Genomic DNA, 13,658 nt, shown 5'->3' with positions numbered 1-13,658 from the left:
AATTTATTTTTTCGCAAGCGTTGAGTTGGCGATTTAGCCCTCGTAGCGCCACGCGCAAATGTCTGGTTTCTTTGCGGCGCCGCAACATGCGCGATCATGCACTCGCGGCATATGCCATACTGCGTGCGCACGCGGCGGGAGATCCGATTTTACAGTTTGGACTCAGTGCAGTCATTCCGGACCCTGTGGTCAGCCCAACCCAAAGGGCCACTCTCTGGGCAGCGCAATTGTGCTGCCTATTTTGTTTGAACACATCGAAAACGCGACAGAGGCGGACTTCGACAAAGGTCGGCTAGGTCCCGCGTAGCAGTCACTGACACGCCGCGCAGCGAAGGTCGGCTTCGAGCTCAAAATGATCAATGCTGCATGGCGCACGAATGTCAGCTACTCGGCTTCTACGGCCAGTCGTCTGGCCAACACCAAGATCAGTATCACTGCAATGAACAGAAACACCGCACCGACAATCCATGCGATAGGTGTAGAGTAAATTTCAGCGACAATTCCGCCCAACACCAGACCCAATGCGGCCCCCAACTGTTGTATCAGCGATCTCAGAGATAGCATGGTCGACCGTTGACGGTCTTCTACACAGCGATGCAGAATGCTGCTGGCCGGCGTTTCGCTGACACCAAGGATCACAGAATACAGGACGAATACCGTCACAAAGCCGATGATACTGCCTTGCAAAGCCAATGTGATCTGAACGCCTGCCAAGCAAGCAAAGGTTGCCGCCAGCGTCATGGCGTGCCGCCGCTTGAAGATCCGGCTAACGTGCGGAGACAGAGATGCGCCGAAAGCGATGGAGAAGAAATAAGTCGCAGTCACGATACCGATGACGGTGTTTGCAAAACCCTCATCCAACATGGGTTTTGCATGGGTCGGCCAGATCACCTCGACAGGGTTGGTTGCCATCAGAAAGAACGCCAACGCTGCCAGAAGTATCGACAGAGCGGGGTGCTTCAGAGCCAAAACGCTCGCGTCCTTTACCACCGTTGGGACATTAGCGAAGCCGTGCATGAGAGCAGTAACGTTCATCGGGCGCGGTTTTTCGACAATGGCCAACATTGTGAAAACAAACACGCCCAACATCACACCGAAGCTTGCCACGTAGGACACATCATAGATGCTGAATCCAAGGCTTTTCGCGACCTCGCCCAAAATATCGGGCAGAAGGCCTCCCAAGACGGCGCCAATGGCCAATCCGACGGCATTGGCCCATTGCGCTTGGGCCAGTGCGGGCTGGACATCCACATTAGGCGCGGTGGCCTTGAAAGTTTCGACAAACCACGCATCAAGCGTGCCCGATCGAAGCGCGCGTCCAAAACCGATGAATGCAAATGAAAGCGCCAGAACATGGAAATCACTCGTCGAGAGAAAGAGCACGAGCGAAATCAAGCTGGCGACGACCGCCGCCAAAAAGACCGGTTTGCGGCCAATACTGTCGGCGAGGCCACCAAACGGCAGTTCCATCGCCATCGTCGTAAGCGAGTAGACCCCGAAGAGAAGCGAGATTTGAAAGAGGTCCATGCCACGGTCATTCAATGCCAGAGCAACAACGGCCACTGTCAGTCCCATCGCAAAACGGTCAAGGAACTGGTGTATCTGAAACACGCGAATGTGCCGTCGCGCTGACTCATTCAGTGCTGCAAAAGAGAACTCTATTTCGGTGACCATCTTTGCAGCATCGTGATTGCTGTCGATATGCACAATACATTAAGTGAGCCAGAATTTATACCGCGCACGAAAGGGGCCGTTCGAGCGAGCGGGGCGAAGGTCTGGGTTGTCCGCATAGCAGTCATTAATGTGCCGCGCAGCGAAGGTTAGTTTCGAACTAAACCGGTCGGATCGAAATCGAATCTTTCGCTCGTGCAGAAAAAAGCTGCACTGATCAGTCCGAGCACCTCTCTGCAACGCAGCTTCGAAAGCGACCGTTCAGCTAGGCCCTTTGCTTTGCATTTGCAGCGCGTAAAATTACACGCCCAATCTCCAGTCCCGAAAAATTCAAAGTAAATTGCTATGCCCGTTACGATGTGATGAAATTTGTTTGGGTTGGTAGATGTGACTAGATGGGTATTTTTGTCGAAAATCATTTAAGATCAATATCTTATTTGTATTGGATGGAGGCGATTAGGAGAATCGAACTCCGGTACACAAATTTGCAATCTATTGGTTCAATCTTGAGAGGATCTGGTGACAAATTCGGTGACAAGGCGAGACCCTTAGGTTTTTCCTTAAAACAAAAAAACGCTAAGATATTGAATTAAAATTATTTTTATGGATCAGGCGGTAAGGGGCGAGCCTACGGCCAATTGATTAACAGTCAATCATCGTTGCTATGCTGAAGTTCCGCCTCGGGATTGGATGGAAGCCGGACTGATACTGGCTGGAAAGACCACTTTTAAGCTGAACGCAGGTTCGAATACAGCTTGGGTTGGAGGGTGCAGGGATCAAACGAAACCGAGTTAACCCTTCAGCGGGTTTTGTCGACACATTGAAGATTGATCCGCCTCTCATCTGAACGATCACATATCGCTTGACCCCCAAAGTTCTATGAAATTGCTAAAAATTGGTATGCGGGCGTTGTATATTGGTTAAGACCTCAGTTTTCCAAGCAAAGCTCCTGAGTAACACACCGTATCACTGAGTTGCTTACTACTTATTTTTGTTGACTTTAATCTTGCGTAGGGTTGCATGGGGTAGCACCTGCTTGCACACCGTTACCCACAAAAGGCCGACAAAGAATGCCAAAGCTATCAGAGACGTTTGCGCGGAAATTGCCGCATGCGAGAGCGGGAACCGACAAGTATTGGGACTCCGAAATCAAGGGCTTGGTGCTCTTCGTGGGGAAGCGATCCAAGACCTGGTATTTCCAGAAAGACGTGGGCGGTCAGACCAAACGCATTCTGATTGGCCGGTTCCCAACGATCTCAGCGCAGGCTGCACGGCAAACTGCACTTGGGTTTGCTCTGGAGATGGGCAGAGGGGCAGGGAAGGCGGCGCAGATAGGCGCGCCTACGCTTGAAGCTGCGACGGAAGTCTACTTGGCGCGCCCAAAGTTGCGCTCTGAGGTCCACAAGAGTGGCACACGAAGGCAACTGGAACTCCATTTAAAAGATTGGATGCGATTGCCCCTGGATGAGATTAGCAAAGCGATGGTTGTTCGCCGCCACCAGGAATTGGCGAAGATGCCGTCTGGGGCCAACCATGTGCTTCGCGCCTTTCGGTCAATCTATAACCATGCGCGTCGGACTTACGACCTGCCCGAATGCCCTACCATGGCAATCGAATGGTATGCGGAAAAACCGGACGGCCGTATTATTGATGACTTGAAGGCGTGGCGGCAAACGATCGACGATCTGAACAACCCGATACACCGCGTGTTCTATGAGTTTCTTCTGTTTACCGGCCTAAGAAAAACCGAGGCGCTGACTCTTCAGTGGAGCAGTATCCACGAAGATCATATCCACCTGCCCATGACCAAAAACGGCCGGAGTTTCGACCTGCCCATCTTACAGTTGCATCATGAGATCCTAGCGCCGTTGCGGCCTCTCAGCCGACAGTGGGTGTTTCCTTCTCCAAAATCAGTGGTTGGGCACATCACAAAACCGGAAAGGCTCAAATATAACCCACATATGCATCGCAGAACGTTTGCAACGGTTGCAATGGAAGCGGGCGTTCTGGAAGAGATCGTAGGTCGGTTGCTCAATCATACTCCGTTGTCGATCACGGGGCAAAGATACACTCGGCCGTCACTGGTTGCACTTCGTCCCTCAATGGAAGCTGCATGCAGCGAAATCACGGGTCGTATCAACTCAAGCACTTCAGCCTAATAGACTTTCTAGCAAAGCTCGAATTAGGAAGCTGGGCCTTTGCCGTGGTGTGGAAGACAACTCTGAACTCCTTGAGACATACGCTGCAAATACCGATCAGACCCTCGCTGCAAAAGAGAAATAAGAGGAAAGGTTAGCACCTGAGGTCTGCAGGGAGAGTGTTTTTGATGGTTGCCGGTTTCATTGTATCGTTTGCCTATAGCTAGGCTCTGGGCCTATCAATAGGCCCAGCGTCAAGGGCTGCTTTGATCCAGAGCAGACACTGGCAGAAAACACGGCTATGACCGGGTTGTGGGACAAAGTTGCCGTTAGCTGCAATAGGAGCAACTACCGCTTCCGGCCCTTAGCGGATGAGGTGGATGGCTCCTGCTCCCCCGGCATCAAATGTGCCACAATGCAGTTGTCATCAACTGCTAAGAAGGGAGCCACCCAATGTCAGTAAAGACAGTCGGCCTCGATTTGGCCAAGGATGTTTTTCAAGTTCACGGTATTTCCGAGAACGGCCGCGTGATCTTCAATAAGGCAATCAAACGCGCGAAGCTGCTTGCGTTCTTCGAGACTTTGCCCCCTTGCGTAATTGGCGTGGAAGCCTGCGGGTCACGGCGTCTGCGATTGTCGCGACCATTGGCGATGCCCATCAGTTCCGAACAGGTCGTGACCTGGCGGCTTGGCTCGGACTAACTCCGCTCAATAAATCCAGCGGAGGAAGGGAACGACTTGGGGAAATCACCAAGAAAGGGGATCGGTACATTCGCAAATTGTTGGTAGTCGGCATGACGTCGCGCGCTGTCATGGCCAAGCGTTCACCGGAAAAGGTTGATCTTTGGACAGCCAAAATCATTGCCGAAAAACCATTCCGATTGGCAACAACGGCAATGGCAAACAAGGCGGCTCGTGCCATTTGGGCCATGCTCACAAAGAAACAAGAATACCGGCAGCCAGCGTTCTAACCGCGCGGACTGCCAAGAGATGCAAGACGTTGAAGTGATGATGCGGAATTAAGTCAACCAAGAGCAAGGACACTCCGGGAAGGTCCGCGGCCCTCTGAGGTCGATAAGCCGAATGGAACCTCGCTCGCGGAACTCATCAGGGCCAGTGACGGCAATGCAGTCACATAAACAGGCCGGATACCTCCTGCCTGTGCCTTTCTGGCGATGAGGTAGGCTAGCGCCAAACACAGCGTTGTCCCGGGCATTGTCCCGGGCAACCTGCTGATAAAAAGTAGAAATTTGGGGGTCGGGACAAATGGGACAGGGATCAACTCATTAAGACACACTATCCTGTAACTCGAGGCTCTCTAACCTATATTCCTTTATTGGTATATTATTGTCCCTATGCATTTTTACTGATTTTAATCAGAGAGTTGTCCGGGACATCAAGCTGTCCCGCCCCTGTCCCAAGGTCCCAAGGTCCCAAGGTCCCAGAGTCCCAAGATACAGCGCAGTCAGGCAGACTCAGACGGAGATTAGGTTTGCGATCTCTGGCCAAGCGGCCAACTAGCAAAGGTGATTGCACTTCTTGGGTCCTTCCCAGACTTCTCTAGCATGCGGGTAATTCGCACCGCGTGATGTCAGTTTGTTTGAAGGATAGCTTGGGTTGAGATTTGGGTTGTTGTTATTCATTCGGCTCCGGCCACCCAAACTGCCCTTGGGTCTCGGCGAGAGACTTCGATCGGCAGATCCCAGAAATCCAAATCCGCGCTGCGATCCTCAACGGCGTTACCGCTCTTGGTATCCTCCAGGCAGAGACCGTAGGATAAGTCCATCAGGGGTAAGGGGAAGTCTGACCTCAGGCTGAGTTGTGCAACAAAGCCGGTATGCGGCCTAAACTCGACCTTCATCTATCCGTCAGGCGATGCGGCGCAGTTTCCTCTCAACCTACATTTGGTGCCTGGTTTCTGTCTTGGCCAGGACCCTAATTGATCTCTGGTTCAGAAACTGGCGCACCAAACTCGGTCCCAAGAAAATCGAAGTCGCAGCCCTTGTCGGCCTGTTCGATATGCTGCGCGAACATCCAGCCATAACCACGCTCATATCGCGGCTCTGGTGCGACCCAAGCAGCGCTGCGTTCTGCCAATTCGCCGTCAGACAACTTAACATTCAAGGAACGGTTTGGCACATCCAGCTCAATAACATCACCAGTACGGATCAGCGCGAGCGGTCCTCCGACAAAGGCTTCGGGTGCTACGTGCAAGATGCAGGCACCGTAAGACGTGCCCGACATCCGCGCATCAGAAAGGCGCACCATATCCCGGATTCCCTGTTTCAAGAGAGCCCTTGGCATCGGGATCATACCCCATTCTGGCATTCCCGGCCCACCTTTTGGCCCAGCATTGCGTAGAACCAGAACGCTGTCGGCCGTCATTGGGTAGTCCTCGTCATTGATTATATCTTTCAGCTGAGCATAGCTGTCCGCCACAATGGCAGAGCCTTTGTGTTTCTGAAATTTTGGGTCCATCGCTGCGGGCTTGATGACAGCACCGTCGGGGGCGAGATTTCCGCGCAGCACCGCCAAAGAGCCCTCTTCATAAACTGGGTTTGACAATGGGCGGATGACATCGTCATTGTAGTTTCTTGCCCCTTCGATGTCGTGACCAAGCGTTTTGCCCGTCACTGTTATAGCCGTCAGATCCAGCTTGCCGCCGAGCTCCTTCATCATTGCAGGTAAACCGCCTGCGTAAAAAAAGTCTTCCATTAGGTATTCGCTGCCGGAGGGGCGGACATTCGTGATCACGGGTGTCGTGCGTCCGACGGCGTCTATGTCGTCGAGGGTTAAAGGGACGCCCGCGCGGCGAGCCATTGCGATCAGGTGGATAATGGCGTTGGTGGAGCAACCCGTCGCCATTGCGACCGTCACGGCATTGCGGGTTGCAGCTGGGGTAATGATTTTGTTGGGAGTAAGATCCTCCCACACCATATCGACAATCCGAAGTCCGCAGGCAGCGGCCATACGTTTGTGGCTGGCATCAGGCGCTGGGATTGAGGAGGCACCGGGCAACGTTAGACCAAACCCTTCAGCGATCGACATCATTGTCGATGCCGTGCCCATTGTCATACATGTCCCGTACGACCGAGCGATCCCGCCTTGTATGCCGTCCCACTCTGCTTTGCCAATATTACCAGCGCGTCGCTCGTCCCAATATTTCCAAACATCCGTGCCGGACCCGAGCTTTTGCCCCGCGTAGTTTCCCCGAAGCATCGCACCTGCGGGCAAAAATATGAACGGCAACCCCATGGAGATCGCGCCCATCACCAATGCAGGCGTAGACTTGTCACACCCACCCATCAGCACAACGCCGTCCACTGGATGGCTGCGCAATGTCTCTTCCACTTCCATAGCGCCCAAATTGCGATACAGCATTGAGGTGGGTTTAAGGAATTGTTCGGCAAAGTCTTGAACTGGCAGTTCAGCCGGTGTGCCGCCTGCCTGCAAAATCCCGCGCTTCACCCACTCCGCCCTGTCGCGCAGGTGATGGTGACAAGGCGACAGGTCTGACCAAGTGTTAATAATCGCGATAACGGGCTTGCCCTCCCAGTCTTCGCTCGACCAGCCCATTTGCATTGCCCGGCTACGATGGCCCATTGAACGCAGATCGTCTGGTGCGAACCAGCGTGCAGAGCGGAGGTCTTCTGGTAGTTTGGGCATAACAAATTAGGTCCGGGTGTCTGTTTCAGTGAAGACGCTTAAGATTCAACATAACGCCAAGCTAGGGCCCACGCCACAGATACGGGACCAGGTGGTAGAAAAATCGCTTCGTAATTAGGAGATCTCTCCTAGAATGAAATGCAAAACCAAAGGGTTCGAGGTATGCGAGAAAAATAACACGGACGCCGCGTCTCATAGCATGCGGTATTAGACTCGGCCGAATGGTTGTGGATGCATGGTTAACAACTTGGTTGAGGCAAAAAATGAGCTGAAGCCATACTGCGGCTAAATTTGTCGATCCTCTTGAACGGCCCAAAGTCGACCTTGGTGCGGTCAGCAGAGCAGCCTCTAAACTATGCAGCGGGATTTTGCAGTGAGTTGGTCACCCCGCCCGGACGACCCGCTAAGCGCGATCAGGGAGAACTCACATCTTGCCCGCACAGCAGTCATTGGTAGAGATTGCAGCGAAAGGCTAGATACTGATTTGGCATTCTTTGATTGGCAAGCCCAAGATCGGCTTCTGGAAACCAGTCGCGAGGTGCTCGATACACAGCGACGTTTCGACTTGGCACTTGGGTCTGAGCCAGTTGGGTGAGCAAATGGATTTTTAGTCGGGCTTGGCTTTTCCCAAAACGCGCTCTGCGATCCAGGTATGGGAATGACCGGGCAATCCATCGTTGAATATCTTGATGAGAGAAGCATAGCCAAATCCCAGCTCAGTGGCTTTGCAGATGGTCTCCTTGGTTGATACCGATCTCAAAATGAGGCCACCTCCACGGGGGGCTAACTCCTTGTTTTTCATTCTGAGCAGTGTTTGTAGCTCATCCCATGATCTTGATGAATCGACCGCTTCAGAGAAGTTTGCGCGAAGCTGATCTAGGTTCGCTTCACGGATGTCGTTGTTTTGGACTGACGCCGGTCTTGGCAGTTTCTGGTTTCTAGGATCCATTCTTACCTCCTGAGCACCGGTCCCGATGGTCAAGCCAAATTCGTGAGAAGGTTTCTCGTTGGGGCCATTGGCCTCGAAGACCAACTCAGGAATAACAACCTCCCAAGCATCGCGCCTGAAGGTATGATGGAACGCCTCGTCACCATCTTCTTTGCGCCACCGCAGAATTGCCGCCACTTCTGCAGATACAATTCGCGTGTTCGGAGGAGGTGCAAAGCTCTTTGACATTCGTCCAAGACTGCGTCCTTCGGAGTCCTTTAGGCACCACCGATCCTGTTCCAACTTCAAAGCAATAGGATCGCCAATTCGGGCATCAGGGATGGCGTTTAGGGAAGGGTGGTTGTTTCCTTGGCGACCAGCGAACGACAGATCAACCATTCGCGCTTCAGCCGACTGGAAATACCTTCGCGGCCCTGGGAACGCCTGCAGATCCGGAATCATAACACGGGTGATAACAGAAGACGAGTTTTTGGGTAGATACTCGTGGTTGTCGTTACTCATCACGATGAGGTTGCGTCGCGCACGCGTCATGGCCACATAGAACAGACGTCGGGGAGCGTCTTGATCCTCGTTGCGTGAGGGACGTTCCCAGCCTCCGTCGAGAATAATTACGTCGTCGAACTCTAGACCCTTGGCACGGTGCGCTGTGAGGAGCTTTAAGCCTGTTTGCTCGCCCCAAGTCTCGCGAGCCCATTCAGCAAACCACTCTATGACATCAGTCACTGGAAGGTTTCTAGCATCGATTTCCCTTGCCAGAATACCCAGCCCTACGCCAATCTGATCAGTCCAACGAGAGGATGGAATAGCATTCAACGTGGCTGTCATGTCTGCCACGGAGACGACCCGACTTTGATCTTTCTTCAAAGCTTCGACGAACATCTGCATTTCGCGCATCCGCCAGAGGCCAGGGAGGCGTTCATTCGCAACATCCACTGGGATGCCTTGTGTTTCGGCGAAGTCCCTGACTGAAATTAACTTCTGCCAATCTCGCGATATGATCGCAGTCCGGGACCAACTCCAGTCAGGTATCAGGCGAGAAAGGCGTAACATCTCTTGAAGTGCTGCCATTGCCTGGGATTCATTTCCGGACGGACAGCTAAGAATTTGGACCCTACCTTGTGCGACGGGATCGAGCGCTGCCATCTCTCTACCAAGAGGTTCTTTGGCTCTAGCGCGATCAACGGAGATGTCATTCCCAATCTTCATCCGGTCTGCAGATTCTTCGATCACAGCGTTTGCAGTCGCTACGATGTGTCCAGCTGATCGGTAATTCTCAGTCAAGAATACGGGTTTAGCTGCATAGTCCTCTTCGAATTGACGGATGTGCCGAACTGAGGCTCCGGCAAAGGAATAGATGTTTTGATCGTCATCGCCGACTGCAAAGAGGCTGATACGGAGGTCTGGATCATCTAGACTGCGACCTGCCACAGCAGCAATTAGCGCGTATTCTTCGGGGCCGACGTCTTGGTACTCGTCCACCAACATCCAACGGTAACCCTGGACAAGGGTTTCACGCAGTGCTTCTGCTGCAGTCTTGTCCATCCCATGGCCGCGAAGAAGTCGAACTGCATCCATAAGTAAACTGCTAAAGTCTTGGCGCTCTGCCGTAGCGCCCCCGGTAAAGTTTGCACCTACCAAACGCATCGCGAGGGCATGGATCGTTGATACAGTCACAAAGCGCGCTTCATCTCCTATCAAACGGCGCAAGCGTTCCCTAATTTCGGCGGCTGCATGGCGGTTGTAAGCTAGTACGAGAATCCCGTTTGGATCTTCGCGCTTGATCTTCACCAGATAGGCGATGCGATGCACCAGAACGCGTGTTTTACCTGAGCCTGGCCCTGCTAAGACCAGAACATTCGTCTGCTCGCGGTCATCGCGGACGATTTGTTCCTGAATCGGGTTGCCAAGAGAGTCGACGATGTCTTCCCAAGCCTGACCCGTGGCTTGCCTACGAAACTCGGTTCCGCGACCCGGCATCCACCGACGCATGAACGCGTCGCGGTCTAGAACAAAATAGTCGGCTGAAAGTCTCTCGGCCTCGTTGATACTATTCAGTCCCTTTTCGGCATATGCAGCCATGACATGGGTCTGGATTGTCTGTTCGGTGTAGTGCTCCTCAAGCGGCGCAAAGTTTTGAACGGTAAAATTCCCGCCCTTGGGATCGAGATGAAGTGTGATTGCGGGCCGAAACACTGACAAGCCTTTGCCAAGTGTAATAACTTGCTGCTCATGGAGCCAAAGCAGTGCACGGTCCATGAGTTTGTTGGGATCATTGACGGAACGTCTAAGGACAGCGTCACCATTGATCGCGCCGAGCATGCCGCCCAAAGTTGTTTCAACTGGAATATCCTTACCTCGCGTACCCTTTGGCACGCGCTCAACAAGGTGGCTGAGTAGTCGCTCCGCCCCAAGCCTGCGCAGTTCGGCTGTCTGCTCAACTATCGACCAAGAGCGCTGCAGACGTAAAAAAAGGCTTCCGCGAGACGCCTTACGTAAATGAAGGTTGCCGCGCCCACCTTCCATATCACGGCCATCCTGGGCCATGCCGCGTAAGAGGCCTTCAATGATATCAGGGCGAACTGAACTATGGCCTGTTTCCCTAAGCTTTTGGCTTGTGGCGGAAAGATTGAATGGTGTGGGCTCCCCGCTGTCTGCGTCAGGAGCTTCTTCACGCAACAGGGCGATTAGGTCGGCTTCAAGCTGAGCAGCAGCTTCGAACCGCGTCCGCGATGCGTTCTCGACACCTATGTGGAGGAAGATCGTGATGTTGGTATCATCGTTGGCGATACCCAGAGTTTCGAGGTCTGTGAGTGCTTTTCGGAGTGCAGGTGCAGTCAGGCCACTGGCTCCACTCAAAGCATCCGTCGATACACCTTCCTCTGGAGGGGCGTTGATTATGTGCTGGACGATACTCAATAGCTGACGCTTGCGGGTCGCGGAGATTTCCACGCGCTCCAAGATTGCTTTGACTTGTTCAACATCACGTACAAGCAATGAAGCGGGGAAGACTTGGACACGGTTTTCTTCCCGTCTGAGGAGCTTTGCTTCCTCGAGCCAGGCCACGGCTGTCTTGACGCGCGTGTCGTCGGTCGCGCTATCACGTTGGAAGTCATGATCCTTCTCTTCTTTGACGATCTCCCCAGCAGTCGCAATGACTTCACCGTTCTTGCGCGTTCTGCTATCCAATCGCCGGATGGACTTTAGGATCGCACCAATCTCGTGACGTGCCAGCCTGGAGCGCGCGCTTAAGCTAAATTGCCGGTCCACATCGTCGGTATTGAACAGCAAGACACATTGGGCCGGATCTCTATCACGCCCAGCGCGTCCTGCCTCTTGCAAGTAATTCTCAAGCGAGCCTGGTACATCACCGTGGACTACAAGCCGAATGTCGGGCTTATCGATCCCCATGCCGAACGCGTTGGTCGCTGCAATGACACGGAGTTCACCGACGCGGAACGCTTCTTGGATATCGCGTTTCTCCTCGGCTGTAAGGCCTGCGTGATAGCGTTCAGCGGCAAGACCCTGTTGCATGAGAAACTCAGCAACACGCTCAGTGGCGCTACGTGTCGCGCAATAGACAACGGCCCCCGATACACCACTAGTTGGAAGGCCTGTCTCAAGCGCATCCAGAATGTCGGCCAGTTTTGTGGTTCGCTGTGTAGGCAGAACCTTGAAGCTAAGGTTGGCACGTGAAGCACCACCATCAAGCAGTGTCAGATCGAGTCCAAGCCGTTCAAGAAAATGTCCGCGGATATCCTGGACAACGTCCGGCTTTGCCGTTGCAGTCAGGCAAAGGACTGGCGCGACTTCATCGCCAGAGCTTTCTTTGATGAACCGACTCACATAGCGATAGTCTGGTCGGAAGTCGTGGCCCCATTTTGAGACGCAGTGCGCTTCATCCAGCACCCACAGACCAACTTCGCGCTGGGCAAGCACCGTTCGGACCGATGTGCTGCGTAGCTGTTCTGGGGAAATCAATAAAATCGCAGCATCTCCGAGACGGACTTTGTCCAGCGCGTCGTGGCGTTCAGGGAGGGACAATAATCCATTGATAGTCACGGCCGAGGATATGCCGGCGCGAGCCAGCCCCTGCACCTGGTCCGCCATCAACGCAACGAGCGGGGAAATAACGACTGTGAGGGTGCCAGTCTTGTCGAACCGCGAAAGGGCAGGGATCTGATAGCAGATGGATTTTCCAGTCCCTGTCGGCAGGATACCAAGCACGCTTTCGCGCTCCATGGCGCTTTTCACGATCCGTTCTTGTAGTGGTCTGCCTAGTTCGTCTGCTGGCTCTGGGCGAAAGCTCTCAAATCCAAACCAGCGGGACAAGGCGCGCTTCGGATCATTGTGCGTTCTGCAATAGGTGCACCAGGGGCTCTTGCAATTGGTGTCCCTTAGGTTCCGGACAATCTTTGCGGTGTCTTTGAACTGGGCGCGTACCCACGGTGGCATGACCGAGTCACCGCCCGCGACTGAAATCCAGGACAACGCATATGCCATGGGCCAGGACAGACTAGTATCATCGAGTTGCTTGAGGGTTTGGCCCAACATCGACGAACAAGCTGCGTCCTTGAGTAATCTGCGGATTGCAGCGTGCGCCCCGTCTCGGTCGGGTTTTGAACTGCCACGGATCTCTTCGAAGAGCCTGTCGAAGCCGCCATTTTGGGGGGAACGACAGCAAAGGTAGTGATTGGCCACCAACGCATCTGGTGATCGAACGTTGAGCTCTGAAAATGCAGTAATTTGGTTTTCCAAAACTTCAAATACGAGGCGCGCATCGTAGGTGGGGTCATTGACCCGTCCTGATTGAAGCCGGCCGTCTTGGTAGTGTTTAACAAGGTGGTGGTAGGGGTTGCGCGGGAACGCCAGTGGGTTTAGCCAAAGAGTATCGATCGGGGCATCTGCTAAGGCCACAAACCGCGGTGATGCAGCGGCGAGATGCGGAAGGTCATGCGCAAGGATGTTGTGACCAATTACATGATCAAACCCTCGGCAGAATTCATCCAGTTTATCCAAACCTGCTTTGAGACCGGACTTGACAGTGAGGTCTGCCAAAGCGGGATCATGCGTCACCGCCGCAAGCGCAAATATCTTCGCTTGCGCCGGATCGACTTCTAGGTCGATCGAAACGCACCGCCCCAATATCTCGGGGGTTGTAGTAGATGGGTCTAAATCGGCGCTCAAAGTGTTTGCAATCTTTTGATAGTTCTTTGAGATCCTTACTTTTTGTGTGG

At 53.4% G+C, this 13,658-nt stretch carries 5 protein-coding genes and 3 pseudogenes; 5 read left to right on the top strand and 3 right to left on the bottom strand.

Annotated features, from left to right (window positions below):
- Window positions 1–384: 384 nt before the first annotated feature.
- Window positions 385–1,674 (bottom strand): MFS transporter, encoded by a 1,290-nt coding sequence (locus tag C1J03_RS17235; protein WP_114889059.1) that lies wholly within the window; start codon window positions 1,672–1,674, stop codon window positions 385–387.
- A 1,067-nt stretch (window positions 1,675–2,741) separates the two neighbouring features.
- Between C1J03_RS17235 and C1J03_RS17230 the strand changes: the two genes are divergently transcribed.
- From C1J03_RS17230 to C1J03_RS17220, 4 genes and pseudogenes are all read left to right on the top strand, one after another.
- Window positions 2,742–3,830: a tyrosine-type recombinase/integrase gene (locus tag C1J03_RS17230; protein ID WP_114887708.1), complete on the top strand. Its 1,089-nt coding sequence runs from the start codon at window positions 2,742–2,744 to the stop codon at window positions 3,828–3,830.
- 432 nt (window positions 3,831–4,262) lie between these two features.
- Window positions 4,263–4,427, top strand: a pseudogene (locus C1J03_RS26205) (IS110 family transposase); the annotation flags it as partial.
- Window positions 4,412–4,780: pseudogene (locus tag C1J03_RS17225) on the top strand (transposase); the annotation flags it as partial. The pseudogenes C1J03_RS26205 and C1J03_RS17225, both read left to right, overlap by 16 nt.
- A gap of 707 nt (window positions 4,781–5,487) precedes the next feature.
- Window positions 5,488–5,589: pseudogene (locus C1J03_RS17220) on the top strand (IS5/IS1182 family transposase); the annotation flags it as partial.
- 155 nt (window positions 5,590–5,744) lie between these two features.
- On the opposite strand, the gene araD reads toward C1J03_RS17220, so the two are convergent.
- On the bottom strand, window positions 5,745–7,475 hold the full coding sequence (gene araD, locus C1J03_RS17215) for an L-arabinonate dehydratase (RefSeq protein ID WP_114887707.1): 1,731 nt from the start codon (window positions 7,473–7,475) through the stop codon (window positions 5,745–5,747).
- Window positions 7,476–7,848: 373 nt separating this feature from the next.
- On the opposite strand from araD, the gene C1J03_RS25390 reads away from it, so the two are divergent.
- Window positions 7,849–8,070, top strand: coding sequence for a hypothetical protein (locus tag C1J03_RS25390; RefSeq protein WP_162798576.1), 222 nt, complete (start codon window positions 7,849–7,851; stop codon window positions 8,068–8,070).
- Window positions 8,071–8,082: 12 nt separating this feature from the next.
- Here the strand turns inward: C1J03_RS25390 and C1J03_RS17210 are convergent, their stop codons facing one another.
- Window positions 8,083–13,608 (bottom strand): RecQ family ATP-dependent DNA helicase, encoded by a 5,526-nt coding sequence (locus tag C1J03_RS17210; RefSeq protein ID WP_254694081.1) that lies wholly within the window; start codon window positions 13,606–13,608, stop codon window positions 8,083–8,085.
- Between the last annotated feature and the right edge of the window lie 50 nt (window positions 13,609–13,658).

It is taken from the genome of Sulfitobacter sp. SK012, assembly GCF_003352085.1.
Classification (GTDB): domain Bacteria; phylum Pseudomonadota; class Alphaproteobacteria; order Rhodobacterales; family Rhodobacteraceae; genus Sulfitobacter.
Note: the sequence above shows the minus strand (reverse complement) of the source record. Positions and strands in the feature narration are given on the sequence as shown.